This window comes from Psychrobacillus sp. (assembly GCF_032154225.1).
Classification (GTDB): Bacteria; Bacillota; Bacilli; order Bacillales_A; family Planococcaceae; genus Psychrobacillus.
The window spans coordinates 167,460-193,573 of the sequence record NZ_JALDYF010000003.1 but is presented as its reverse complement, the minus strand read 5'-3'; the positions used below and the strand labels follow the sequence as shown (position 1 = coordinate 193,573).

The following is a 26,114-nucleotide window of genomic DNA, read 5'->3' as shown; positions in this document are numbered from 1 at the left end:
TTTTACTCTCCTTAATAGTTCACTAGATTTTTTATTTTTTCTTCTTCAAGTGCAGACAATGCAAGTTTTTTTATCGTCATATCATCCATTGGTGGGTTGTGTAGCCCAGCTCGAACATCTCGATAATAGCGTTGTAATGGATTGGTTCGTTGTAAGCTTTTTGCACCGACTAAGCGCATCGCTTTATCAACAATTGCTATAGCTGAGTTCGTTACGATATGTTTGGCAACTCCAATTTCATTTGATAATAAATCCCGTGTTGCTTCATGGTCATAGGCAGATGCAACTCCGTAAATGACAAATCTTGCTTTTGTAAGCTCCAAATCAATTTCTCCAATTAACTGCTGCACATTTGGTAATTGTGCAATTGGTCCATTCAAACTATTAGGTGCATGTGTATTAGCAAAATGAACTGCATAATCGCGAGCTGCTTGGGCAATTCCCAGATAAGTAGCTGGGATATGAAGCATCCAACCATTAATCTTACCGCCACTTGCAAACTCAGGAAGTTCTACTAAATCTGTTTCATGTACGACAACATTGTTTAGTACTAAATCATTGCTACTAGTTCCTCGCATCGATACAACATCCCATGTTTCTTCAATGGAAACCCCATCTAAACTTCGATGAACGAGGAAAAATCCTATTTTTTGCTTTTCTTCTATCCATGCAGAAGTTAAAAAGTAGGTGAGCACTGGGGAAGCTGTCGTGAAAATTTTTCTTCCGTTTAACACCCAGGTATCTGCGTTCTTAATAGCAGTCGTCCCAGGACGTCCTCCACGAGTCGGGCTTCCAGTTTGTGCTTCGCTAACGGATCGATTTACAAGAGCGCCATTTATAACCTCATTGGCAAAAAAGTTTAGTTTTTCTTCGGGCCAAAGTTTTTTTTCAAATAATTCCCCAACAACTCCTAAACTCCATCCGACAGAAAGTGCTGTATTTGCATCAAAGCTTGCTAACGTTTCTTGTAAAAGAACCATGTCGTAAACAGAAAGTCCTTCTCCTCCAAATTGTTTTGGTAATGTAGAGCTTGTGTAGCCGAGTTTAACTAATTCCTGTACATTCTCTTTTGGAAAGATAGAGAGCTCGTCAATTTCTGCCGATTTACTTTTAAATTTCTCTTCCAACTCATACAAACGGTCAATCCATTGTTGCTGGTTTTCATTTTTTATAAACAAATTGCTCATGAAATATTCTCCCCTTAATTATATGTGTTAATCATATTGGAATAGTTGGTTTTATGGATAAATAAAAACCCTTTCCCAAAACGAAAAGAGTAAGATGTAGTAGTATTTACACTTATCTCTCAAGATGTTTCTTGCTGGAAGTAGCACCATACCATAAAAGTAGGCGGTTGCTGAAGCATCAAAGGGCCAGTCCCTACGCTTCTCTTGATAAGTAATATGAAGTTGTTGAAATTGATTGTACTTTCTAAACAATGAGAAGTCAATATTAATTCATATTATTTTAATCTGGATTGTATGATTTGTTTTTTATTTTTATTTTGATTTTGTACCCCGTGGCCAAATGAAATAAGTAATGGAAATGGCAAAATCGATAACAAGAATGATTCCCCATATTTTCAATGTTTCAGATAAAACTTCAGACCTGGAAGAGTCATTGATGAAGTAAATTAACGCAAAAAGTAACCCTCCTCCAATAATATATGCAAGAAGATGTTGGAATGACCCTTTCAATGAGTGTCTTGCATACTCCATTCCTGTCTTACGAACAGGTTTCGTTCCTTGTTTTTGAATGTAATACAGAAATTTTTCATCTGCCCAATGAATCATGCTCTTACCAAAGGCGATAGAGGATCCAAGATAAACTGCAGCAATCGCGTGTACCCTTGTTGCAGTTGCCCCATTATATAAATCATTTGCCGTAACAGCGAGCAAAATGAGATCAATAACAGGAGTAAGTGCCAAGAAGAACAAGCCAAGTTTTTCACGTTTAAATACGTATCGCGTAATAAGTCCTAGTAATATAACGACCCAAAAACCAATTTCACAAGCAATAATCGTCCAAGCGATTAAATTCAAAATACCACTCCTTTAAATTAATTATTATCTTTATTGTATCACGCCTGTGGATTGTCCAGTTTCTTGGGAATTCTTGCTAATAGGAAAGAAAAGCGCACTCATTCATACTTTACATAAAGTGCGTCTTAATGAATAGCCACTATGCCTCCGCGCTTGCCGCACCTTGCATGAGCCAACTTGTGCTGCGCCCAAGTGGGTCTCATACTTCGGCTCATGCGGCCCGACGCGCTAAGGCAACAAGTGTTTCGCTTTTTATATAGGTTATTATTCATGGAGATTTGAGCTTATCTATAATAAGTGACGAAGAATTTGCCTCTTCTCAATGCTTTTACACTTTCATCTAGCTTCCCTCTACTTAGTTGGGAAAATGGAGGGTTTAGTTGGAAATGCATTCATTTGCTCTCTCTTTTTAAGAAATGGCTCCACCATTCTAACTAAGTAGCCAGCTCTAGTGGATTGAAGTGAAAGGGAGGCGACTCCAGTGGGATTAAGCGGGACAGGTGAGACCCCACAGGGCGCTAGCGACCGAGGAGGCTCACCGCCCGCCCCACGGAAAGCGTCCTCCCTGCAGCGTAAATCCCAGCGGAAACTCTCTACTGAGACGCACTTTATGTAGAAAACGAACGAAAATATAAAATTGAATAAAATGGTTAATCAACAGGCATGTTATTGTATATGAAAATTATTTTGTGGAAAGGCTCAATTGCGTCTGAAACAAGTAAATAAGTATGATCTGCTTTACTTCCGCATTCTTTTTTGATATATTCTGATGAACACAATATATCTACATGCTATGAAGAGAAAAGTAAAATGATGTTGTTTTTTTGTAGAGAGCTTCGGTTGCTGAAAAGAAGCAAAAAATACTCATTTGAAAATGACCTCGGAGCTTCGTACTGAACGTTTATTGACTAGACTAGTAAGCTACGACAAGATACGGCACTTGTTATAAAAGCCGGAGTATTATATTTGATACTCACTAAGGTAAGCAACGTGAGTTGTTTATAAATTTAGGTGGTACCGCGAGTTTAACCTCGTCCTTTTTTAAGGACGGGTTTTTTTTGTGTTTATTTTAATAAAAGGAGAGAAAGAAATGAGTATTTATATAGGTGGAGCTTGGCCTTACGCGAATGGATCATTACATTTAGGACATATTGCAGCGTTGCTACCAGGTGATGTATTAGCGAGGTATTATCGTTTAAAAGGAAAAAAAGTATTATATGTTTCTGGCAGTGATTGCAATGGGACGCCAATTTCGATTAGAGCTAGCCAAGAAGGGGTAACGACAAAGGAAATTGCAGATCGCTACCATGAGGAATTTTTAGATTGCTTTAATAAACTAGGATTCACGTATGATTTATATACAAGGACGGACGGGCAATTTCATCATGATGTGGTACAAAAAATATTTTTAACCTTATTAGAAAACGGCTATATTTATAAAAAAGAAATAGATCAAACATATTGTGAATACGATAAACAATTTTTGCCGGATCGATATGTAGAGGGCATATGTCCAAATTGTTCACATCCATCTAGGGGAGATCAGTGTGATAATTGTTCAACGATTTTAGATCCGCTAGATTTAATTGATGCAAAATGTAAAATATGCGGGAATAAACCAACTGTGAAAAAAACAGAGCATTTTTATTTTGCTTTAAGTCAATTTCAACAGGAAATAAAATCTTATGTGAGGGAAGCAAAAGCAACTGGGGCTTGGAGAGAAAATGCGTTGAACTTATCGGAAAGATATCTTCAAGAAGGACTGCTCGATCGCGCAGTGTCACGGGATTTACCGAATGGGGTTAGCATTCCAGTAAAAGGCTACGAAGACAAGAAGGTTTACGTATGGATAGAGGCGGTTTCGGGTTATTTATCTGCAAGTAAAGAATGGGCTTCTATTCACAACTTAAACGATGAAGAATTTTGGGATGAAAATACAACTTCTTATTACGTGCATGGGAAAGATAATATTCCTTTCCATTCCCTTATTTGGCCAGCGATATTATTAGGGATTAATAAGAAATCATTACCAACACATATTGTTTCGAATGAATATTTAACGCTTGAGAAAAAGAAGCTTTCCACAAGCCAAAACTGGGCTGTATGGGTACCGTATATTCTAGAAAAGTATAATCCAGATTCGATTAGATATTTTTTAACAACGAATGCACCAGAAAATCGTGATGCGGACTTTTCGTGGAGAGAATTTATATTAAGCCATAATTCGGAACTGCTCGGAGCATACGGAAACTTTATTAATCGGACGTTGAAATTTATCGAGAAGTCATATGGAAGTACAATAGCAGATGGAATTGTAAATGAAGAAGTACGAAGTAAAATACAAAGCTTATATAGTAAGGTTGGGGAGTTAATCGAGGCAGGTCATTTTAAGCGAGCGATTGATGAGGTCTTTGAGTTTGTACGATTTGCAAATAAATATTTCGACACAGAGCAACCTTGGAAGCAAATTAATGAAGACAAAGAAGCGTGCGATAATACGTTGCTAACTTGTATGTTTATTATCGTTAATATTTCACAATTATTATCGCCGTTCTTGCCATTTACTAGTGAGAAAGTGAAGGAAATGTTAAATTTAGAGGAATACAAGTGGGAAGTGATGGAGAAATCTACTTACACGTTGAACGTTGTTACTCCTTTATTTGAGCGTTTGGATGTCGATTTGATAAATGAAGAACTTGCTTATTTAGATGGGCAAGTAAAGTAAGAAAGGTCGTGTTAGCAATTGAAAATTACGATTAGACAAGAGCGTTATGAAGACTATAAAGAGGCGGAAGCTGTTGTAAAACATGCATTTACTAAAATGGAATTCAGTGATCAAACAGAGCATGAGTTAGTAGCCCGCATTCGAAAATCAACGGCATTCATCCCAGAGTTATCCCTAGTGGCGGTGGATAACTCTGGGATAGTAGGTCATATTCTTTTATCTAAAATTGCTATTAAAGGAAATGACACAGCTGTTGAATCATTGGCACTTGCACCAGTTTCTTTTCTTCCTGAGCATCAGCATAAAGGAATAGGGAGCTTGTTAATTCGGGAGGCTCTAAAAATAGCTAAAGAGCTCGGCCATCAATCGGTTATTGTACTAGGACATCATGAATACTATCCTAAATTTGGATTCGAAAAAGCATCTCGCTGGGATATAAATGCTCCTTTTGAGGTGCCAGAAGAAGCGTTTATGGCATTGGAACTAGAAAAAAATGCACTTCAACATGTTTCAGGTATTGTCGAATATTCAAGTGCATTTTCGGAGTAATAAAAATAAGCCCAGAATAGCAACTGGGCTTACTTTTATTTTATATTTTTGCTTTCCGGAAACCGCTGAAAATATCTACGACCGAGATAATAATGACAACGAACACAAATCCCCAAATAGAATTATTCCACCAACTAATTAACACATTATCATTAACAACATCAAATAATTCACCTGTATATCGAATAAACTCCATATTAAACAAGTTTGCTTGATTGATGAAAAAAAGTGTGAAAATGATCAGAGCAATGTGATAAATCATATTCCAAATAGCTATTTTATTTGTCCATTTACCGACAATCCACTTATATAGGAGTAGCCCAACTTGAAAGGCGATGAGTGCTCCCATTATTGGCCCAAAAGAAAGTAATACATCTTGATTAAATAATGGCGCTACAAATTGAAGTTTGCCATTCGGTTCCGTTGTTTCATAAAGCCCAACAATATCAGATGCTTTAAAGTAAATGGTAGCCCACATAGCTGTCCCTAAAAGACCAATGAAAGTTTCTACTTTTGAAATGCGCTTCTTTTTTTCTACTGGTATAACATGTTTTAAATCTTCTGGCTTCCAAGGTTTTGATTTCATAGAAGCTTTTGATTTGTCATCAAGTACTCGTTCTAATATCGCAAAGATGGCTGTAACCCAGCAGAAAACACCGACTAAAGCGGCAATGATACTTCCAATGAAATCGACAATGAAAGAAATACTTGATTCGAGGAAGGTGACATCTTCAGTAAAAAGGGTTATATGTTCAATTGCTAGTACAGTTATATTAACTAGAACAGCAATTGCAGCTGCCATTTTTAAAATGGTAATATATGATTCGAAAAACATCGGACCAATAAGATAATTTGGTCGTTCTCTATACTGATTTGCTAGTTTAGATGGATTACCAAGTTGTGTAAGAGCAACATCCACATCATCTTGCGTATAATCATCTGGCATCATATCTAAAATAGTTGAGCGTAATTCCATTTCGATATCGGCACGTGAATTTTCGGGTAACCGTCTTGTTACTTCATAAATGTACAAGTCAATCCGTTCCATCTTCTTCAGCTCCTTTTAGTAATAAAGATAACTCTTTAGATGTTTTTTCCCATTCTGTTTTTAATGTTTCAAATACTTCTTTTCCATAATCACTTAATACATAATACTTTCTAGGTCTACTTTCCGTTGTATCCCAAATACTTGATAGTAGCTCTTGTTTTTCCAAGCGACGAAGCAGGGGGTAAAGTGTACTTTGATCAATGACAATTCCTGATTTCTCCAAAAGCTGCACTAAAGAATATCCATATTGTGGTTTGCTTAACTGACTTAACACCGCAAGTGTCAATGTTCCTCTGCGTAATTCGGTGGTTAGAGAATTTAACAAATCACTCACACAATCACCTCGTTTTCTTTATAGTGTATATAATACACTATTATAAAAATGAAAACAATGGGCATAGTATTGCATAATTTTTTTGTTTGAAAGAAATAATTAGTTTTGCATCATTTGAAATGGTTAGATTAATGTCGATGAATAAGGAAACAATAGGATTGGAAAGGTGTGGGCGAATATGCATTATGTAATTATTGGTGGAGATGCAGCAGGGATGAGTGCTGCAATGGAAATTGTGCGAAATGACAAAGATGCTCAAATTACTACACTTGAAAAGGGCACGATATATTCTTATGGGCAATGTGGATTACCTTATGTTGTGAATGGATGGATTGAATCTACAGACAAAGTAATTGCACGAAGCGTTGAAGCATTTCGAGCGAAGTATGGAATCGATGCCAAAATAGGATATGAAGTGACTGCTATTGATCCAAAATCGAAAACTGTGTCTGGAATAATAGAGTCTGAAAATTCATTTGAAATTTCATACGATCGATTGCTTATTGCAACAGGAGCAGCACCAATAATTCCAGATTGGGATGGAGTAAATTTGGAAGGGATCCACACGATTAAAACAATTCCTAATACAGAAGCAATAATGGCTGATTTGGTTCATGCACACAACATTACAATTATAGGGGCAGGCTATATTGGGCTGGAAATGGCCGAGAGTTTCCACTCGCTTGGAAAGAATGTGCGAATTATTCAACGAGGTCACCAAGTAGCGAAGATATTTGATAGGGATATGGCAGAGATTATCCACGAGGAAGCAAAAAAACAACATATAGAGCTTATATTGGATGAATCTGTGCAAGCGTTCACTGGAGATAAAAGAGTGCAAACGATCGAAACGAATAAAGGGAACTATCAAACGGATCTTGTATTAATAGCTGCTGGTGTAAAGCCAAGCACAGCATTTATAGAAAAAGCGGGTATACAAACTGCTTCTAATGGTGCTATTATTGTTAATTCTTGCATGGAGACGAATGTGAAAGATATATACGCGGCAGGTGATTGTGCCACTCATTTTAATCGTGTTAAGCAACAAAATGATTATATTCCACTCGGTACAACAGCTAATAAGCAAGGGAGAATAGCGGGTTTAAATATGGCGGGATATGAAACGATATTTAAAGGAATCGTAGGTACTTCTGTTATGAAATTTTTTGATTTAACACTTGCTCGAACAGGTATTTCCGAAAAAGAAGTAGAGAAGTTGGGTATTCCATATGATAAGCATGTTCAGCAAGCAACTGATATTGCAGGCTACTATCCAGGAAAAGAGAAGATGAATTTGAAGCTTATTTATCGAAAGGATAATCAGTTGCTGCTTGGTGCTCAAATCATTGGAGGAAAAGGTGTAGACAAAAGAATTGACGTGCTCGCAACAGCTCTTTTTCACGAAATGTCATTGGGTGATTTGCTTGATTTAGATCTTGCATACGCACCTCCATTTAATGGTGTTTGGGACCCAATACAGCAAGTTGCTAAAAGGGCTTTTAAAAAGAACGTGTAAAAAATTATTACTTGACTAAAAAAAAATAGTTGCATATACTAGTAAAAATATTGAAAAGCGAAGAAAAGGACATGAATCATTTATTATTTTCTTACAAGAGAACGGGGTCATTGGCTGAGAGCCCTGAAGAAAAAAGAGTGATTTACCACCTTAGAGCTATTATGGGGAACGCAATATTGTCATTATCCATAATCGGGAAATCCGTTATCTACTATGAGCGCAATGCTTTTTTGTGTTGCAAAATTAGGGTGGAACCACGACCACACTCGTCCCTTTCCAGGGATGGGTGTGGTTTTTTGTATGTAAAATTTAATATTTCAAGCGAAGAAAAGGACATGAATCATTCATTATTTTCTTAAAGAGAGCAAGGTCATTGGCTGAAAGCCTTGCAGAAAAAGAATGATTTACCACCTTAGAGCTATTATGGGGAACGCAATATTGTCATTATCCGTAATCGGTGTAACCGTTATCTACTATGAGCGCAATGCTTTTTTGTGTTGCAAAATTAGGGTGGAACCACGACCACACTCGTCCCTTTACCGGGACGGGTGTGGTCTTTTTTACGTTAAAAAAATAGGAGGAATTTACAATGTCAATCAAAGCAGAGGAAAGAGTAAGTCATCAAAAACTAGGACAGCAATTAGAATTATTTATGTCGATGGAGGAAGCACCAGGAATGCCATTTTATTTGCCAAAGGGAATGGTTTTGAGAAATGAGCTTGAAAGTTTTTGGAGAATGAAGCATCAACGAGCCGGATATCAGGAAGTAAAAACTCCAATAATGATGAAGCAAGAGCTTTGGGAGCAATCTGGGCACTGGGATCATTACCATGAAAATATGTATTTTGCCGATGTGGATGATCAAAAATATGCGATTAAGCCAATGAGTTGTCCGGGGGCGTTACTCATTTTTAATAGTAAAAAAAGAAGTTACCGTGAGCTGCCAATTCGTTATGCAGAGCTTGGTCTAGTACATCGTCATGAATTGTCGGGATCATTGAATGGTCTTTTAAGAGTGAGAGCTTTTACACAAGATGACGCACATCTTTTCGTCCGCGAGGATCAAATTGAGAGTGAAATCGACAAAATATTGGATTTAGTTCATGAGTTTTATTCGAAATTTGGTTTTAATTATAAAATAGAGCTTTCCACTCGACCGGAAAATTTTATGGGAGCAGTTGAAGCTTGGGATCAGGCGGAGCAGGCATTAGAAACAGTGTTGAAGGAAAAGAGTCTAGATTATCAGGTGAATGAAGGAGACGGAGCATTTTACGGTCCGAAAATCGACTTTCATATTTTAGATTCCCTTGGCCGAAGTTGGCAATGTGGAACAGTGCAACTAGATTTCCAAATGCCAGAAAAGTTCCATTGCCAATACATCGATGAAGAAAATCAATTGCGACAACCAATTATGATTCACCGAGCAATTTACGGCTCTATTGAACGTTTTATGGCAATTCTTTTGGAGCATTTCCAAGGAAGTTTCCCACTTTGGCTAGCACCTGTGCAAGTGAAAATTTTGCCGTTAGCAGATGCACATATTGCCTATTCAGAAAAAGTAAAACAACAGCTAGAGGAAGTAGGCTACCGAGTAGAAATCGATAATCGAGTTGAGAAAATTGGTTTGAAAATACGAGAAGCGGCATTGCAGAAGCATCCGTATATGCTAATTATCGGAGATCAAGAAATGGAAAATAACGTTGTGTCGGTGAGGAAACATAAAGTTGGGAGCATTGGGGAGATGAATATGCATGAGCTTATTGACCATCTAACTGACTCACAAGCAGAGTGAAAGAGGAATTTAGAGCATCTTTCACGAATGAAAAGAAGAGTACGTACAAGTTTACGCACCCTTCTTTCCTTAACTGGTAAGAAAGTATAAACTTTTCTACTAAGTAATTGTCTAGCTTCAGCGCCTAGCCCCTCGGGGTCAAATGTAAAAAAGCTGTGGTGGCTGGGGAGCTGCCTCCTCGCTTTTCCCCATTTTGCTCCTGCGATTACTCGTCGCAGAAGAGCATGCCTGTCGGGGCAGACATAGGCGCTTACTCTTTTCTGAATTAATATTTAACCCAGCTTAACCCAGTTGTACCTTCGCCAGCATGTACGCCTACGCAAGCACTAAGTGGGAGAACGAGGACGCTTAAATTTGGAAATTCTAGCAGAAGTTCTTCTTTCCAGTTTTCCGCATCCTTAGTATTGTTGCAATTGATCACAGCAACTTCTGGGACAGAGGCTTTGTCCATATCGCTACGAAGTAAGTTGGTCACATATTTTCTTGCCCGTTTATCAGCACGGACTTTTTCTTTCATCACGACTTTTCCATGATCGAATGAGATAACGACTTTAATGTTTAATAAGTTACTTAAAAACGTTTGTGTTCCAGATACACGACCGCTTTTATGCAATTGATTTAGGCTTGATGGGATGAAGGATAACTCAGAGTTTTTTGCCATTGTTTCAATATATGCAACTACTTCTTTCACGTCATGTCCTTTATCAACCATATCTTGGCCGATTTCAATCATTTTGACCATAGGATATGAACCGATTTTCGAGTCAATCGAATATACTTGGAAGTCCGCCATTAGTGAGGCAGATTGTGAACTATGAAACGTACCAGATAATTCACTAGAAACATGAATGGCAACAGCACAATCATAGCCTTCCTTTTTCAGTTTCTCATAAAGAGCTACCATTTCACCAATAGCTGGCTGAGATGTTTTTGGATGATGCTTTGCAACTCGTAATTTATCATAAAACTCATCATGCGTCATATCGATCGTTTCCTTGAAAGCGCCTTCTTCAAACACTATATTTAGTGGCAAAATATGCACTTCATGCTTTTTAATGAAAGCCTTATCTAGCAACGGAGCGGTATCGGTAATCCAAGCAATTTTTTTAGTCATTATAAAATGAACCCCTTAATTTGTTTTAGCGCTGAAATAAGTATTATCTATTAACGCTAATGTACACTACACATAGAATAAGTGAGTAGTGATATATATCATATAATGTAGAAATTTCGTATATGGTGACATAATTTGAACATATTTGGCTTCGAGACACTATTTTTTGGAGGAATAAATTATGGAAATTAGATTATTAACAGCAGAAGATGCAAATGCATATTGGGAGCTTAGGCTAGAAGCTTTGCTGCAAAATCCAGAAGCTTTTGCGACAAGCTATGAAGAAGCAATTGAACGACAGCACCCGGTAGAAAAAGTAGCTAATAACTTGCGTACAGAAGGAAATTATACATATGGTGCACTTGAAAATGGGCAGCTTGTTGGAATGCTGACATTACTAGTGGAGCAGCCTTTAAAACTAAAGCATCGAGCAAATATTTTTGCAGTGTATGTTAGTCCCAGCATTCGTGGTTTAGGGGTAGGAAATACTTTAGTAACAAAGGCAATCGAAAAAGCGAAGAGCATAGAATCGTTAGTAAAACTAAATTTATCTGTCGTTTCAAGCAATAAACAAGCAAAACGTCTATATGAAAAACTAGGTTTCAAAGTATTTGGTGTTGAAGAAAAAGCGTTGAAGCTGGCAGATACATACTATACAGAAGAGCATATGACCCTTATTTTGAAATAGATAGGAAGGAATTATTCCAATTTTGTCGAAGTAGTTAGTAATGTAAGGAGGAGATCACCAATGAAAACTAAAGAGCAAATTGATCATGTGAATACAACTAATAAAGCTTCTGTTTATCATTCACCTATTCAGACAATATTTGAAAAGTTCTCTCGTCAAAAGGATGCTTCGTTTGTTTACGGGGAACCAATTGAAATGGACAACAAACTAGTACTTCCTGTTGCCAAAGTACAATATTCTGTTGGTGGTGGAGGGGGATTTTCTGATCAAACGGAGAAGACACCAACTACTCAAGGAGAAGGTGGGGGTGGTCATTTCGCTATTAAACCAGTAGGTGTTTTTGAAATAACAGCAGAGAAAGTGAAGTTTAAGCCCGTAATTCATTTAAACTTTATTCTAGGGATTTTGGCAATATGTACAGTAGGGCTCGCTTTGATTTGGAAGAAATCCAGCAAATAATAGAAAACTCCGCAAAGGCTATGCGGAGTTTCTTTGTTTCATGAGCTGAATGCAATATAAACATAACAGCGCAGTAATAGCACCAGCAGTATCTAGCATGACATCTTGAAAAGAAGCGACCCGACCCCTTGTTAAGGATTGATGATATTCATCAGCGATTGCAAACAGCATCGTAACAATAGCTGCGATCACCATTCGTAACTTGAATTTAGGTAAGGCAGTATAAATGGCAAGCGCAATTATGGCGAAATAGAAAAAATGAGTACCTTTTCGAACAAGAAATTCAACAAAACGATAATAGCCACGTTCTTCTATAGATACGTATATACCCCAATATGGGATATGGAGCATAGATAATATAGATTCAAAAGGTTTGTTCGGCAACCATTTCTCAAGTACTGGAATAATCGACTGTTGTTCAGAAGTTTGTCCAGAGGATAGAAACACAATAATTAATAGGATGATTAAAGGAATAAGTTTTTTCATATACACACAGTAGCATATATGGGATGTTTATTGTTAAAATAACTTTGAATACAAGTACAAAGGAGCATATCTACTATGTCTAAAATAACTCCCTTTTTAATGTTTGAAGGAAAAGCCGAAGAAGCAATTAATTTTTATACTTCTATCTTCCAAGACTCAGAAATTATTCATCTTACTCGTTACAAAGCTGGAGAACCTGGAAATGAAGGAGAAGTGTCGCGAGCAGTAATCTCCATTAATGGTCAAGAGTTTTTATGTACAGATAGTTCTGTTAAGCATGCATTCACGTTCACACCATCGATCTCTTTATATGTGAATTGTGATTCGGAAGAGGAAATTGATGAAGCTTATGCCAAACTCTCAGATGGTGGACAACTTTTAATGCCATTGGACAGCTACTCATTTAGTAAAAAGTTTGGTTGGGTGCAAGATAAGTTTGGCGTTTCATGGCAATTAAACTTAGATAAATTTACATCAGACGGACGATAAATACCGAAAATCGGATGGCTCGACACAAAAAAACACCGGAGCGGCTTTGTGGCTCCGGTGTTTTACTGTTATTTAATTGAAATCCAAATTTCGGAATAGTAATCGGCGTTAGATGCGTCTTCACTGGAGTATACTTCAAGTTCAGGTCCGCCTGCGTGTTCATAAGAGTTGGATGGAAACCATTCAGAAAAAATTTGTTTCCACGCGTTTTGCATGGCATCTGGCATTGGGCCATGGACTTCGAATACGACCCATTTGGTAGCAGGAATTTCCATCGTTAATAAATTTTCTGGAACTTCTCCTTTATGATCAGTTGCGATCCAGTAATCGAGTAGGCCGTTATCTTTAAAACTCTCGTCGGCAACACAAACTCCCAGTACACCTTTTATTTCCCCATTGTTTAATTGGAAGAGTAAATCGTCCGTACCATCAGCGTTTACCTCATCCCAAAATAGAGGAATGCCTGTGGTGTTTTCTCCGTTTTTACCATTATATGTTCTTTTGATCCCTACGACTTGAAAGCTTTCTTTTTCTAAAATTTTATACTTCATCGGTTCTGCCCCTTTCAAATTCACCTGTATTACTAGGCGATTGTATGATTGTAGATTGCCAATTTTTTTTCGAGCATCGCTTGGCGTAACGCCATGTTGTTTGCGGAATGCTTTTGTAAATGCTTCGGGAGTGTCATAGCCGTATTTGAAGGATAGATCAATAACTTTGATTGTTGTATTTATAAGCTCCTGTGCTGCCAAAGTTAATCGTCTACGTCGAATATAATCTGCAATAGACATGTCGGTTAAAATTGCAAATGTACGTTGGAAATGAAATACAGAAGAATTTGCTTCCTTAGCAATTTGTTCAATAGACAAATCCTCTAGTAAATGTTCTTCCATATAATGAATTGCTTTCTGAATTGATTCTACCCAGCCCACTAATTTCACTCCTTGTATTTATTTTAAGCATAGTTTTAAATTCTAGCCTGTCATTTTGTGCTTACGTTGGACTGATAATCTTGTCGACTATTTCCTTAGGGCGTACATCTAATGAAGGAAGTTCCGCTAAGTCGACCCATATTGGTTCATAGTTTCCTCTTTCAATAGAAGTATGCGAGTATTCTTCACCAGTGCCAGTCCCAAAAGTGCCGCCTATGATATGTGCGAGGTAATAATATTGCATACCGTTGAATTCTAGTTTTTCGAATAAGCGCTCGATACGAACGTGCACACCAATTTCCTCGTAAGTTTCTCTAATGGCAGCTTGTTCTGGAGTTTCTTCTTTTTCAATGCCACCACCTGGGAAAACATAATAAACACTATTCGGCTTTGTTCTTTTAATTAGCGCGACTTTACCGTTCTCTATAATGACTGTCGCTCCTCTATTTCTCATGTGGCTCCCCCATACGTGTTTTTTTCTAAAAGTATAACATAAAGGATATTTTCATTATTTGTCTAATAGTATATAGAGTGAATGTGGAAAGGTAAGGTGCATATGGAGCAGAACAAACCATTAGAAGAACGGGTTAAATACTTAGAAGAGCGTGTGCGTCTGTTAGAAGATAAATTATCCGTGACTCCGTCAAAAATACCCGTAGTGACTTCCGCTAGGCCAGTTGTTCAACAGGAGAAGAAATCCGTCGAGTGGGATGTACTTATTTTTCAGAAAATCCTTCCTCCTTTATTTATAATCGTTTTTATTATCGGAGTTCTTTGGGGGTTAAAGGCAGTTTCAGATTATGGGATTTTAACGAATTATGTAAAAGTGTTACTAGGCTTTGTAGTCTCATTAAGTTTAGTTATACTTGGAATCTGGCAATTAAAACAAAGACGAAAAGTATTAGGGCAAATGTTAGTTGGAGGCGCTATACCGATTTTGATGTTGACCACTTTTGCAATGCATCAGTTATATGAAATGACTGGTCCAATATCATCTTTTGCTTTGAATGTAGCTTGGATAGCATTAGGTTTATTCTTTACATATAAATATAAGTCGCAAGGGATAGGGGTTGTTTCAACGGTAGGAGGGGTATTTGTTCCCTTTTTAATACAAAATACTATGCCGAATATTCCTGTTTTTTCTTTGTATGAATCCCTTCTATTCACTTTGTTTTTATGGATTGCACTTCGGTATAAACATAGAATACTATATTATGTATCCGTTGTGTTCTTACAAATAGCGTTAGTATTATTTTTCTTTTTTACTGATATTCCAGATGAATTTAGATGGATTGCAATCTTACCAATATTTATTCAACATGGTGCTTTACTAGTTGGAATTTTGAAGGTAAAGGAATGGGTAAACCAACAAGCAACTATTCTGTTTTCTATTATGATTACTACTGCATTTTGGATTTCCTTTGTTTTCACGAGCAATGAAGCAGCTAGTTTGTTTGGGGTTATCAGTATCATCTATGGTCTTTGCTTATATATGTATCAAAAAGACATTATTCGAGCACCAATTTTTATTGCTAACGCATTGATTTCTGTGTTGTATTTTATACAGATGTTGGCGAGCGATCTTTTGCTAGAAGGATTAGTCGGTGTAAGCTTTGTTTATTTATTCGTTTATAAAAAATTCCATACTATTTTGCATGCCATTCTTAGTGGAATTACATATTTTATAACACTTTTTTATGTATTTAGTTTAGATATTATGAGCTGGTTTTCGTGGGAAATGCTGCACTGGATTGTATTTGTAAGCGTAACAGGCTACGGGATTTATTTTCTTGGAAAAGGTCAATCTAAAAATAAAACACTTGTCGCTAATTTTGGAGTTCCGTATTTTGCATTCATAGTTCTTTATTTTTTATCCAACGCTTCAAGTTTGATTGGAGATAAAATGGGAAGTAATGCAGAAAGCGTTACGATGAATGCACTATGGATTATAACAGCTATTCTGTTCATGCTTTTCGGTCGAAGGTTTTCGTTACAACAAGGTAAATATGTAGGTGTTGGAATATTATTTGTAACGTTAGCGAAAATAATTTTATTTGATGTTTTATTTGTTTCCGTCGTTATTAAATCACTTCTATTTATTGTACTTGGTGTTGTTGGATTGCTTATATCGCGGGTTTATTATAAAAAATAAACGAAATATGAAAAAAAGACGAACTATTTGTGAAAATACGCTAGAATAGTATAAGTAGTTGAAATTTTGGAGGTATTTTTATGAAACCAGATATTTTTAAATTAATAAGAACAATGGAATTATATACAGATGAAGCGATTATTAGATTTACGAAATCATTTAATCGAAATATTGGATTATCGCCTATTCTCGTATTATCTCAATTAAAAAAATACGGACCACAAAAACAAACCGTATTGGCAAATGCATTAGGATATACTCCAGGTGCTATTACAAATATATCGACGAAGCTTGTAAAGGAAGAATACGCAGAGCGTTTATATAATGATGAGGACCGACGCCATGTACTGCTGAAAATTACGCCAAAGGGAGAAGAGTTACTTGTAGAAGCAAGAAAAACTGGCGATGATTTGCATGGCGAATTATTTAATGCATTAAACGATGAGGAATTAAATCAACTGCTATTTCTATATGAAAAAATGGTGAAAAACATAGGAACTGAAGCGAAATAGGAATATCCATTCGGTATTCGTCAAAGATTATCACCTAAAGTTTGTGAGATGGAACTACCTATAAAATTTACAGATGTCATGGTAAAGGGAGTTTTTCATTCTTTTTCTCATACACATGAATTTGTTGCTTATGGGGAAGGTACGATATGGAAACCTTTAGTGATAAAGGGAATTATAAAATTATTCTTGAAAAGCAGCGCTAAATGGGTAAGTTTCTATATTTATAGAGAATAGTGACGGATATTACTTTGAAATAAAACTTACATGTCGAACTTGAGACGTGTAAGTTTTTTTGTACTCAAATAAAAATATATTATAAATTAAAGTAATATTTTATATAAATATCAAGGTGAAATACCTAGAAAATTTGAAATCATACCTAAATACTATCCTAATAATAATAATATGTGGTTTGGATTACCTTTTATATGGTGTTATTTACAATAAAAAAGTATATATTTGCTTGTAAAGCTGTGCTTTAATATGATTAGAATAGTGAATTATAGTATGGTGCAAATAGAAATACAGTCTTTGTCCCATTTGCTAATTTTCCTTTTCAAATGTTTTTAACATAATAATATTAGAAGTGAATGGGAGAAATGTTGAATGGGTTTTTTACGGAATTTAAAGGTTACTCAAAAATTGTTAGTGTTAATAGTAATTGGTGCACTATCCTCTTTATGTATTGGTTTGACAGGATTTAAATATGTTAAGGAAATGGCTGATAAGTCAGAGATGGTATTTAATGAGTTATTAAAGCCAACTAAATGGCTTGGCGATGTGCAATATGAAAATGGAAGAATTGATAGTAATTTATTGAGTTTAACTTTAACTTCTAATGAAACTGAAAATTTACAATTGAAAAAAGAAATGGATGCCTCCATTGACATTATCCTTGCTCAAATGGATAAGTATCGTGAATTGGAGTTATTCGATCGTGAGAGAGAAGCTCTAGAGGAATATGATCGTAGTACCGCTGACTTAACAGTATCAAGAGATCAAATGATTGAATTTGCTGCTAAAAATGAAAATGCAAAAGCATATGAAATTTATACAAATGTAGTAAGTGAAAAAAGAGAGCGAATCGATGAGTTATTGACGACTCTTCAACAATTTAACCTCGAATATGCAGAAAAAACCAATCAACAAAACGAGAAAGATATTACCATAGCGACAATTATGTTAGTTGCTATTTTATTCATTGGAATAGCTATTTCCGTATTAATAGGTCTAGTTATTATGAAAATGATTGTGAATCCGACAAATGAACTGAAGGAACTTCTTTCAAAAGTGGAGGCAGGTGATTTTACTGTACAAGGGGGATATCAATCGAAAGACGAACTTGGAGCATTGACGACATCTTTTAACAAAATGATTGATGGAGTTAGGGGAATCATTCAAACCGTTGCTGAAACTTCACAACAGGTTGCAGCAGCATCCGAGGAGCTCACAGCTAGTGCGGAGCAGACTTCAGCTGCAACTAATCACGTTGCTCATGCTATTGAAGAAATTGCGATAGGAGCAGAGCATTCTACAAATAAACTAGAAAATAATTCAAGTGAATTACAAGATGTATTAAAGGGTATTAACATAATTGCAGAAGGTACGAATCAGGTTTCTGAATTAGCTAGGGAAACTTCAAGAGAAGCAGAAGAAGGAAATAAAATCGTTGAAGACAACTTACACCAAATGAGCAATATACAAGCTTCTGTTCAGAAGTCGCACGAAGTTATTTCTTCACTTTCTAAGCGTTCTAATGAAGTAGGACAAATTCTAGATGTAATTAATGCTATTGCAGCTCAAACAAATCTTTTAGCTTTAAATGCAGCAATAGAGGCAGCAAGAGCGGGTGAGCATGGAAAAGGTTTTGCAGTTGTTGCAGACGAAGTAAGAAAGCTTGCGGAACAATCTCTTTCGTCAACTAAATTAATTGCAGAAATTATTACAAGCATTCAGTACGATTCAAATCAGTCGGTACAGTATATGAGTGAAGTAATGACGAATGCCAGAGAAGGCATGGAAATTACTACAGAAACGGCAAATAAATTTGTACAAATAGTTGAAAAAACGAGAAGTATTACCCCACAAATTGAGGGAATTACGTCCACAGTTATGGGGATTTCAGGGAATATACAATCTGTTTCTGATGTTGCAGAAGAACTTGCAGCATTTGCACAAGAAAATGCTTCAAGCTCAGAGGAGGTTGCTGCATCTACAGAACAGCAATTAGCCTCAATGGAAGAAATTAGTGGTTCTTCTAAATCTTTAGCACAAATGGCGGAGGAATTAAACGAATTGGTTGGTAAATTTAAAATCTAAGAATTACTTTAATTGTTTAGGGCTGAGACTGTTATGTCTCGGTCCTTTTCTAATAACGAAATATGTACTATAGTTCAGGTGTGTAGGATTTGACTTGGAGGCATATCAGATTACTTATAGATAGATTTAGATATTTATGTGTGAGTGTTTAAGTGGAGAGGAATATTTCTAAGATAAATGGTAATATTGTTTCAAACTAAAACGGATAGGAGACTGGGGAAATCGTGGAATCAATAGTATTGCTAATTGTTGTTATAAATGTAGCTTATATGACACTAACTACTCTACGACTAATATTGGTTATTAAGGGGTACAGAGTAGTAGCATCATTTTTATCAATGGCGGAAGTATTTATCTATCTGATGGGACTAACAATGGTATTAGATAATTTAGATAAACCTCTAAATATTGCTGCCTACTGTTTAGGATGGGGTTTAGGTGTATATTGCGGCAGTATTATTGAAAATCGGTTAGCACTTGGTTATGTAGTATTTGAAGTAATTGTGGATTCACTGGAAATAGAACTGCCTATCCAAATTCGTGCAAAAGGCTATGGTGTAACATCTTGGGTCGCAGACGGAAAAGACGGGAAAAGACTTTGTATGAAAGTACTAGCGAAGCGGAAAAATGAATTAAAACTCAAGGATTATATTATGACACTATCTCCAAGAGCCTTTATCATTTCATATGAGCCGACTAGGTTTAATGGAGGTTTCTTAGTGAAACCACCTAAATAGAGTAGTTAGATGAGCCGTTTTTCGAGGAATCGGGAAAGGCTCTTTTTTTATAGCAATTCGTCAAAAACTCGAATTGCCTGTAGAATAAGGGTAAAGATAACAGGTGAAATGGTTATTACTAAAGGGGGTATAAAATTTGAGTAAATATGAGCAAAAGACAAAGGAAACAGATCACGATGTTGTGGAATTTATCGAAAAAATCGAGAGTATGAAGAAAAAGGAAGATGCTTATAAACTTCTTGAGATTTTTGAACAAACATCTGGTTTTGAAGCGAAAATGTGGGGCCCGAGTATTATCGGGTTTGGATCTTATCATTATAAATATGCGACGGGTCATGAAGGAGACGCTCCACTTGTTGGATTCTCTCCACGTAAAGCGAAGACTAGTCTCTATTTTGCAACTGGTGATACAGAACGTGAAGCTATTTTAGAAAGATTCGGCAAGCATACTTCTGGAAAAGGATGCGTATATATTAACAAAGTAGACGATATTGATATAGCTGTTTTACAAGAATTGATTATCCAATCTATTACGTTTTTACAGAACTTATATCCAAGTAAGTAAACTTCAATGGAAGTTAATGTCTATAATTCTGTAAAAATATAAAAAATTAATGTATAATACTACAGTATAAAAGTAGAAACTTAATCGAAAGAGAGTGGGACTTCATGGGTCGTAAATGGAATAATATTAAGGAAAAGAAAGCTTCCAAAGATGCAAATACGAGTCGTATTTATGCGAAATTTGGACGTGAAATATACGTTGCTGCAAGACAAGGTGAACCAGATCCTACTTCAAACCAAGCATTAAAAGTAGTACTAGAGCGTGCAAAAACATATAGTGTGCCAAAGCATATTATTGATAAAGCGATTGAAAAAGCAAAAGGTGGATCGGAAGAAAGCTATGACGAGCTTCGTTATGAAGGTTTTGGTCCAAGTGGCTCTATGGTAATCGTGGATGCATTAACAAATAACGTAAACCGTACAGCATCAGATGTACGCGCTGCATTCGGTAAAAATGGCGGTAACATGGGTGTGAGTGGCTCAGTTGCTTATATGTTTGATGCAACTGCTGTTATTGGGTTGGAAGGAAAAACGGCTGATGAAGTGTTGGAAATTTTAATGGAAGCAGATGTAGATGCTCGCGACATTTTAGAAGAAGAAGACGCAGTAATCGTGTATGCAGAACCAGATCAATTCCACGCGGTGCAAGAAGCGCTAAGAGCTGCAGGCGTAACGGAGTTTACAGTAGCAGAGCTTACGATGCTCGCTCAAAATGACATTGAACTAGATGCGGATGCACAAGCGCAGTTTGAAAAAATGATTGATGCAATTGAAGATTTAGAAGATGTTCAACAAGTTTATCATAATGTAGACTTAGGGGAATAAGAGTAAAAATAGGTTGTCTCATTAGTAGTTTTTCTACTTGGGGACGACTTTTTTTATTAGAAAAAAGTGGAACTGAAAGTAGTGTGAAACGTCTAGTTCTTTTAAAGGGAGAGATAGTACTTGAAGATGAAGTATTTCTCGTATGTTGCAATCATATTTTTGGCGTGTGCTTTTATATTATTTCCGATGAAGTCACTTGCATCTTGGGCGTATGAATTTGTCGTTTGGAATGGCGACGTGTATGTCGTAAGTGATGAAGCCATTGAAAATGTTAATAAAGAAATAGGTCATGTGACGAAGTATTCCGATAGGGAAGGGACATACTCCGGCAATTTTTCAAATGTGTATCCAAAAGGGACTTCCTATTTTTCTATTGAAGGGGTTAGTACAGACGAAGCAATTGCGATACAAGGAAAAGATGGTACGTATATGAAAGCAAATAAAGATGGTGAATATGCTGGTAATAAATATGATTTTTGGAATATCATTTTTTCACCTTTTGTTGCAGCAACGTCCGCATTACTCGTTCTTATAGGGTTTTATTTTTATAATAAAAGGAGAATTTAACATGGAACCACCAAAACATATTATTGCAGTTTCTGCTTACGTTACAAATGAAAAAGGGGAGGCTTTATTAGTTAAAACACATTGGCGTTCAGATACTTGGGAATCACCAGGGGGACAGGTCGAAGTAGGAGAAGCCTTAGATAAAGCAATGTGTAGAGAGATATTAGAAGAAACAGGCATTGTTGTACGTCCAATTGGAATAACGGGTATTTATTATAATGTGACAAAGCATATTTTATCGGTCGTTTTCAAAGCCGAATTTGTCAGTGGTACTTTGAGCATTCAGGCAAGTGAAATAAAGGAAGCGGGATTCATAGAGCTAACAGAATCAAATATCGATCAATATATTACGAGGCCACATATGAAGTCTAGAACGTTGGATGCAATGAAAGCAAAAACATTCATTCCGTATGAAACATGGGAAGTAAGCCCATATAATTTACTTGGAAGAATGGAATAGTGAAAGTGAGTGATAGTACAATTTTGGCACAAACAGCACTGCTTACTGTTACGCATGATCCAAAGGGGAGGAATATAAAACTTTTTAATGAATTGCAGAGAGAGTTTGAACAAATTTATAAAGAGCTTTTTATCACAGTTAGTGAAGAAACATCTATAGATTTGATAAAGGAAATAGAAAAAAGTAAATTTAACCTTAAAGTAATTCCAAAGAATGGAGTTGCTCATGCACGTAGAGAAGTAGTAAAGTTCGGTTTGACAAGTGAAAGTTTACATTATCATTATTGTGACTTCGACAGGATTTTGACATGGGGGCAAACCTATTTAACTGAACTAAAAGCTGTTGTTACAGATATACAAAATCATGACTATTTAGTTATTGGAAGAACAGAAAGAGCTATGAATACTCATCCAGTCGAATGGATTGAAACTGAAAAAATTACGAATCAGATCTTTTCATTAGAATTGGGGAAAAAAGCAGATATAACAGCCGGATCTTGTGCATTTTCAAAAGAAAGTGCGGAACTTATTAGTAAATATTCTAAAGAGAAAATGACAGATGCAGAATGGGCAATGATTATATCAAGGATTGCCAATCAAGAAGTAAATTATTGCTCAGTAGACGGGCTTGCCTATCAAGAAGAAATAAATGGTCTGAATCAGGAAATCAATGACTCAGACAAATGGCTTAGTAGACTAAAACTTTGCTTAATAATAAGTGAAAGTGCAATGAATACAGGTAAGTAAAGAGGAGGGTTTAATCGTGAAAAAATGGCTAGCACTTCTGATTATCTTTTTCATTATATTTTTAACAGCTTGTAGTGAGGATGAGACTATAAAAAAGTTAACTAGAGTAGACGTTTTTCAAACGGGTCAAGATGAAACGATTGTCGCAGAGAAAGAGACAGTTGCCACATTAGAACAAGTATTTTCCGAAATAGAATGGGAGGAAAATGTTAAGGTTGAAATGTCGAGAAAAGAAGATTTAAAAGTAGTTTTATTCTTTGAAACGGATAAAAACATGCCGGAATCATTAGAAGAATATTATCTATGGTTTGGAGAAAACGGAACAACAATTTTTATTGATCGTGAGAAGCATTCGTTAGGGAGACTTGATGAAATAAATGCAACTATATTTAAAAAAGCAGTGCTTAAGTGAAGTGTGAAAAATACCTTTATTCATATTTCCCGGGAAATTGACAAAGCGTGACTGCATTCAACAAAAGATGCTTTGGGATATTTGTGTAAATAGTATCTAATAATACTGCAGATTTATATGTAAGGGAGGTTGATTCGGTGAGAAAATATTTGAGCATGCTTTCATTGTTGTTGATAATCACATTTATCGTTTTAGGTTTTATTACCCTAGAAGTATTAAGTCCCTTACCTGATTCATGGGATATATTGATACTAATATTCCTGCTAGTAGGTTCATTTTTCACTGCATTATTTAGTGTGAAAGGGTATTTAAAAATAATTACGGTACTTATTTCTTCACTCGGTATGTTCGCTTTGTTAGTCTTAACTATTTTCAGTATTGGTATGATGCTATTTGGTAACTTTGGGACATAGACATAGTAGTTTTGCACTGAGAAGTTATATTTAGGGAACGATTCTTCCTTTTTGCCAATCAAAAAATAAGCGTAATCGAGTTTTTTCGGATACGCTTATAAATTTGAAGTAAAATCAACGATATTATTTAACAAAGAAAAAAGAGTAAAAGAGTAAAAGAGTTAGTCTTGTTATCAGTCCAATTTTTAATCAGTTTAGTTCCGATTTAAATAATCTTCCTCTTATTTTTAGAGAGTTGTAATTTGTAATAAAATCCATACTAGTTGATTAGAGCATAGGCGGCGACTTCTGCGGGAAAGCGTCCGTCGCAGCGGAAATCAACGATTTATTTCAGAAAAGTTACTTATCCTTTAATTCATTTATTTGCTTTGTAAGTTCTAAAAACTTTTGATCTAATTCGTTGTATTTAGAATCATTTCTTTGCAAGTAGCTTAGTTTTCCTAATACTGCTTGTCGTTCGGTATCTAATTTTAGCAATTCTTTTTCACGTGAAGATTCGTTGTTTTTATTTGTCCATTCCTTATAAGGTATTTCTACTTTGCGAATCGTTTTTTGTTCAAAGATTAATAGTTTATTTGTCAACTTTTCTAAAAAGTAACGATCATGCGTGACCAATAAAATCGTTCCTGGAAAAGTAAAGAGTGTTTTTTCTAATTGCTCTCGCGAAGGAAGATCTAGATGATTTGTTGGCTCATCTAGTAATAATACATCCTTTTGATCCAATATGAATTCCATTAATTTTAGTTTTACTCGCTCTCCCATACTCATTGTGGAAATAGGCCGAGTCCACTGATCTTTAGAGAAGCCTAGATTCATCATAAGCGTCTGAATTTGTCCTCGAACAGTAAAGTCAGTTGGACCAAAAAACTCAAAAGGTGTTTTGGACTCAGGCAAGTCGAATACAGTTTGGCGTAAATAGCCAATATTCATCGCACTAGATTTCCAAAGCTCTCCTTGCACAGTTTCTTCTCCCATCAACATACGGAAAAATGTCGACTTTCCACTTCCATTAGCGCCTAAAAGGGCAATTCTCTCTTGCGACTGTACAGTAAAAGAAGCATTTTGAAACAATAATTGAGTTCCAAAACTTTTGCTCATACCTTTTGCCTCAATGACACGATTTCCTTTTTTCTTATTTCCATCGATTGAAAACAACACAGCTTTTTCTTCTTCTGGTTTTTCAATCGTTAGCTTGGAAAGCTCTAGTTCCAGACGTTTCTGTTTAGAACGGATTCGTACATCCATTTTTTTTGCCTTGACCCGGTGGTATTCTTTCGTACCTTCTTCTTTGGTAGATTGCACATGTGCTTTTGTTGACCAATCCCTTAGTTGAGCCATTTGTTGTCCTACTTGTTGTATTTTAGATTGCTGTGCATTGTATAGACGCTGCTGTGTTAAATGTAATTCTTCTTTTTTCTGGAGGTATGCAGAATAATTTCCTGCATAGACAGTTAATTTTTTATTTTCAATTTCCCAAATTGTATCGGCGACTTCATCTAGAAAATAGCGGTCATGGGATACTAAAATAATCGTTCCAGAATAAGAATTCACCTGTTCTTTTAAAAAAGCTAAACTTTCTTGATCTAAATGATTTGTTGGTTCATCCAATAAAAGTAGCTGCGGTTTTGCCGCAAATATTTGCGTTAATCTAGTTTTCATTTTCTCTCCACCACTTAAATCGGCATATGCACGATCTTTTGGAACTGGCCATTTGCTCAAGTATTCCCATTCATTTTTTGCAAGATTGTTCAAAACAAACTGGTCATCTTCTTGCTTAAAAATAAGGATGGATGGAATATTGCCAAACCATTCTATTTGCCCGCTAGAAGTTTCTTCTTCTCCTGATAAAACGGAAAGAAGAGATGATTTTCCTGCACCGTTTCCTCCGACAATTCCTACAGTTGTCCCGATGACAATATCTGCAGTTGCTTTTTCTATTATATTTTTCTCTCCAAAGGCAATGGATATTTCATGTAATTTCCCGTGTACTCTCATATAACCGACTCCTTTTTGGAGGAATAAAAAATCCCTCCGATTTTAATCGGAAGGATTACTGGCCATAAATGAATACGAAAAAATCCACGACAAAATAGCAATTTTGCAGTGAATATTCCGTATTAAGTTGAAAAATGGGCAGACTAATCCTATTTCCGATTTAGCAAAATGTTTTTAATTACTTCTGCTGAGAAATAAGATTATTTATCCATTGTCCACCCATCATCCCTTCAAACTT

At 36.1% G+C, this 26,114-nt stretch carries 27 protein-coding genes, 1 riboswitch and 3 other annotated features; of the genes, 18 read left to right on the top strand and 9 right to left on the bottom strand.

Annotated elements, in window-relative coordinates:
- Nucleotides 1–11: 11 nt before the first annotated feature.
- Nucleotides 12–1,187: an acyl-CoA dehydrogenase family protein gene (locus RUH95_RS06665; protein WP_313892059.1), complete on the bottom strand. Its 1,176-nt coding sequence runs from the start codon at nucleotides 1,185–1,187 to the stop codon at nucleotides 12–14.
- A 109-nt stretch (nucleotides 1,188–1,296) separates the two neighbouring features.
- A riboswitch (SAM riboswitch) is annotated at nucleotides 1,297–1,401 on the bottom strand.
- Nucleotides 1,402–1,499: 98 nt separating this feature from the next.
- Nucleotides 1,500–2,042 (bottom strand): hypothetical protein, encoded by a 543-nt coding sequence (locus RUH95_RS06660; RefSeq protein WP_313892058.1) that lies wholly within the window; start codon nucleotides 2,040–2,042, stop codon nucleotides 1,500–1,502.
- A 784-nt stretch (nucleotides 2,043–2,826) separates the two neighbouring features.
- Nucleotides 2,827–3,084 (top strand) — a binding site (T-box leader).
- Nucleotides 3,085–3,132: 48 nt separating this feature from the next.
- On the opposite strand from RUH95_RS06660, the gene metG reads away from it, so the two are divergent.
- Together metG and RUH95_RS06650 are read left to right on the top strand one after the other, a co-directional pair.
- Nucleotides 3,133–4,767 (top strand): methionine--tRNA ligase, encoded by a 1,635-nt coding sequence (metG, locus tag RUH95_RS06655; RefSeq protein ID WP_313892057.1) that lies wholly within the window; start codon nucleotides 3,133–3,135, stop codon nucleotides 4,765–4,767.
- Between the two features lie 18 nt (nucleotides 4,768–4,785).
- On the top strand, nucleotides 4,786–5,316 hold the full coding sequence (locus RUH95_RS06650; RefSeq protein WP_313892056.1) for a GNAT family N-acetyltransferase: 531 nt from the start codon (nucleotides 4,786–4,788) through the stop codon (nucleotides 5,314–5,316).
- A 40-nt stretch (nucleotides 5,317–5,356) separates the two neighbouring features.
- On the opposite strand, the gene RUH95_RS06645 is transcribed toward RUH95_RS06650, so the two are convergent.
- The gene (locus RUH95_RS06645) at nucleotides 5,357–6,364 is read right to left on the bottom strand and encodes a hypothetical protein (protein WP_313892055.1); all 1,008 of its coding nucleotides are present in this window, start codon (nucleotides 6,362–6,364) and stop codon (nucleotides 5,357–5,359) included.
- Entirely contained in the window at nucleotides 6,351–6,698 is a 348-nt protein-coding gene (locus RUH95_RS06640) for a PadR family transcriptional regulator (protein ID WP_313892054.1), read from the bottom strand. The genes RUH95_RS06645 and RUH95_RS06640 overlap by 14 nt, the downstream gene beginning before the upstream one ends.
- 178 nt (nucleotides 6,699–6,876) lie before the next feature.
- Between RUH95_RS06640 and RUH95_RS06635 the strand changes: the two genes are divergently transcribed.
- Both RUH95_RS06635 and thrS read left to right on the top strand, forming a co-directional pair.
- Nucleotides 6,877–8,214, top strand: coding sequence for a CoA-disulfide reductase (locus RUH95_RS06635; RefSeq protein WP_313892053.1), 1,338 nt, complete (start codon nucleotides 6,877–6,879; stop codon nucleotides 8,212–8,214).
- A gap of 51 nt (nucleotides 8,215–8,265) precedes the next feature.
- Nucleotides 8,266–8,491 (top strand) — a binding site (T-box leader).
- Between the two features lie 38 nt (nucleotides 8,492–8,529).
- Nucleotides 8,530–8,753 (top strand) — a binding site (T-box leader).
- 50 nt (nucleotides 8,754–8,803) lie between these two features.
- Nucleotides 8,804–10,006 (top strand): threonine--tRNA ligase, encoded by a 1,203-nt coding sequence (gene thrS / locus RUH95_RS06630; RefSeq protein WP_313892052.1) that lies wholly within the window; start codon nucleotides 8,804–8,806, stop codon nucleotides 10,004–10,006.
- A gap of 265 nt (nucleotides 10,007–10,271) precedes the next feature.
- Here thrS and RUH95_RS06625 read toward each other — a convergent pair whose 3' ends face one another.
- Nucleotides 10,272–11,120 (bottom strand): DegV family protein, encoded by an 849-nt coding sequence (locus RUH95_RS06625; protein WP_313892051.1) that lies wholly within the window; start codon nucleotides 11,118–11,120, stop codon nucleotides 10,272–10,274.
- Nucleotides 11,121–11,301: 181 nt separating this feature from the next.
- Between RUH95_RS06625 and RUH95_RS06620 the strand changes: the two genes are divergently transcribed.
- Nucleotides 11,302–11,808 (top strand): GNAT family N-acetyltransferase, encoded by a 507-nt coding sequence (locus tag RUH95_RS06620; protein ID WP_313892050.1) that lies wholly within the window; start codon nucleotides 11,302–11,304, stop codon nucleotides 11,806–11,808.
- A 60-nt stretch (nucleotides 11,809–11,868) separates the two neighbouring features.
- Nucleotides 11,869–12,267 carry a GerW family sporulation protein gene (locus RUH95_RS06615; protein ID WP_313892049.1) on the top strand — a complete coding sequence of 133 codons (399 nt, stop codon included), beginning with the start codon at nucleotides 11,869–11,871 and terminating at the stop codon, nucleotides 12,265–12,267.
- A gap of 18 nt (nucleotides 12,268–12,285) precedes the next feature.
- On the opposite strand, the gene RUH95_RS06610 is transcribed toward RUH95_RS06615, so the two are convergent.
- Entirely contained in the window at nucleotides 12,286–12,753 is a 468-nt protein-coding gene (locus RUH95_RS06610; RefSeq protein WP_313892048.1) for a VanZ family protein, read from the bottom strand.
- Between the two features lie 75 nt (nucleotides 12,754–12,828).
- On the opposite strand from RUH95_RS06610, the gene RUH95_RS06605 reads away from it, so the two are divergent.
- Nucleotides 12,829–13,242, top strand: coding sequence for a VOC family protein (locus RUH95_RS06605; protein WP_313892047.1), 414 nt, complete (start codon nucleotides 12,829–12,831; stop codon nucleotides 13,240–13,242).
- Between the two features lie 68 nt (nucleotides 13,243–13,310).
- On the opposite strand, the gene RUH95_RS06600 is transcribed toward RUH95_RS06605, so the two are convergent.
- Nucleotides 13,311–14,174, bottom strand: coding sequence for an AraC family transcriptional regulator (locus RUH95_RS06600; protein ID WP_313892046.1), 864 nt, complete (start codon nucleotides 14,172–14,174; stop codon nucleotides 13,311–13,313).
- 61 nt (nucleotides 14,175–14,235) lie between these two features.
- Entirely contained in the window at nucleotides 14,236–14,628 is a 393-nt protein-coding gene (locus RUH95_RS06595) for an NUDIX hydrolase (protein ID WP_313892045.1), read from the bottom strand.
- Between the two features lie 102 nt (nucleotides 14,629–14,730).
- On the opposite strand from RUH95_RS06595, the gene RUH95_RS06590 reads away from it, so the two are divergent.
- From RUH95_RS06590 to RUH95_RS06540, 11 genes are all read left to right on the top strand, one after another.
- The gene (locus RUH95_RS06590) at nucleotides 14,731–16,326 is read left to right on the top strand and encodes a DUF2339 domain-containing protein (protein ID WP_313892044.1); all 1,596 of its coding nucleotides are present in this window, start codon (nucleotides 14,731–14,733) and stop codon (nucleotides 16,324–16,326) included.
- Nucleotides 16,327–16,406: 80 nt separating this feature from the next.
- On the top strand, nucleotides 16,407–16,838 hold the full coding sequence (locus RUH95_RS06585) for a MarR family winged helix-turn-helix transcriptional regulator (protein WP_313892043.1): 432 nt from the start codon (nucleotides 16,407–16,409) through the stop codon (nucleotides 16,836–16,838).
- A gap of 606 nt (nucleotides 16,839–17,444) precedes the next feature.
- On the top strand, nucleotides 17,445–19,157 hold the full coding sequence (locus RUH95_RS06580) for a methyl-accepting chemotaxis protein (protein WP_313892042.1): 1,713 nt from the start codon (nucleotides 17,445–17,447) through the stop codon (nucleotides 19,155–19,157).
- A gap of 224 nt (nucleotides 19,158–19,381) precedes the next feature.
- On the top strand, nucleotides 19,382–19,894 hold the full coding sequence (locus RUH95_RS06575; protein WP_397469483.1) for a DUF2179 domain-containing protein: 513 nt from the start codon (nucleotides 19,382–19,384) through the stop codon (nucleotides 19,892–19,894).
- A 136-nt stretch (nucleotides 19,895–20,030) separates the two neighbouring features.
- Nucleotides 20,031–20,459 carry a DUF1801 domain-containing protein gene (locus tag RUH95_RS06570; protein ID WP_313892041.1) on the top strand — a complete coding sequence of 143 codons (429 nt, stop codon included), beginning with the start codon at nucleotides 20,031–20,033 and terminating at the stop codon, nucleotides 20,457–20,459.
- A 104-nt stretch (nucleotides 20,460–20,563) separates the two neighbouring features.
- Entirely contained in the window at nucleotides 20,564–21,283 is a 720-nt protein-coding gene (locus RUH95_RS06565) for a YebC/PmpR family DNA-binding transcriptional regulator (protein ID WP_313892040.1), read from the top strand.
- Between the two features lie 126 nt (nucleotides 21,284–21,409).
- Nucleotides 21,410–21,850: a hypothetical protein gene (locus RUH95_RS06560; protein WP_313892204.1), complete on the top strand. Its 441-nt coding sequence runs from the start codon at nucleotides 21,410–21,412 to the stop codon at nucleotides 21,848–21,850.
- Between the two features lies 1 nt (nucleotide 21,851).
- Nucleotides 21,852–22,310: an NUDIX hydrolase gene (locus tag RUH95_RS06555; protein ID WP_313892039.1), complete on the top strand. Its 459-nt coding sequence runs from the start codon at nucleotides 21,852–21,854 to the stop codon at nucleotides 22,308–22,310.
- A gap of 5 nt (nucleotides 22,311–22,315) precedes the next feature.
- Nucleotides 22,316–23,056 carry a hypothetical protein gene (locus RUH95_RS06550; RefSeq protein ID WP_313892038.1) on the top strand — a complete coding sequence of 247 codons (741 nt, stop codon included), beginning with the start codon at nucleotides 22,316–22,318 and terminating at the stop codon, nucleotides 23,054–23,056.
- 16 nt (nucleotides 23,057–23,072) lie between these two features.
- Nucleotides 23,073–23,468, top strand: a complete 396-nt coding sequence (locus RUH95_RS06545; RefSeq protein WP_313892037.1) for a hypothetical protein — start codon at nucleotides 23,073–23,075, stop codon at nucleotides 23,466–23,468.
- Nucleotides 23,469–23,605: 137 nt separating this feature from the next.
- Nucleotides 23,606–23,881 (top strand): histidine kinase, encoded by a 276-nt coding sequence (locus RUH95_RS06540; RefSeq protein WP_313892036.1) that lies wholly within the window; start codon nucleotides 23,606–23,608, stop codon nucleotides 23,879–23,881.
- 339 nt (nucleotides 23,882–24,220) lie between these two features.
- Here the strand turns inward: RUH95_RS06540 and abc-f are convergent, their stop codons facing one another.
- The gene (gene abc-f, locus RUH95_RS06535) at nucleotides 24,221–25,876 is read right to left on the bottom strand and encodes a ribosomal protection-like ABC-F family protein (RefSeq protein WP_313892035.1); all 1,656 of its coding nucleotides are present in this window, start codon (nucleotides 25,874–25,876) and stop codon (nucleotides 24,221–24,223) included.
- Nucleotides 25,877–26,114: the final 238 nt, after the last annotated feature.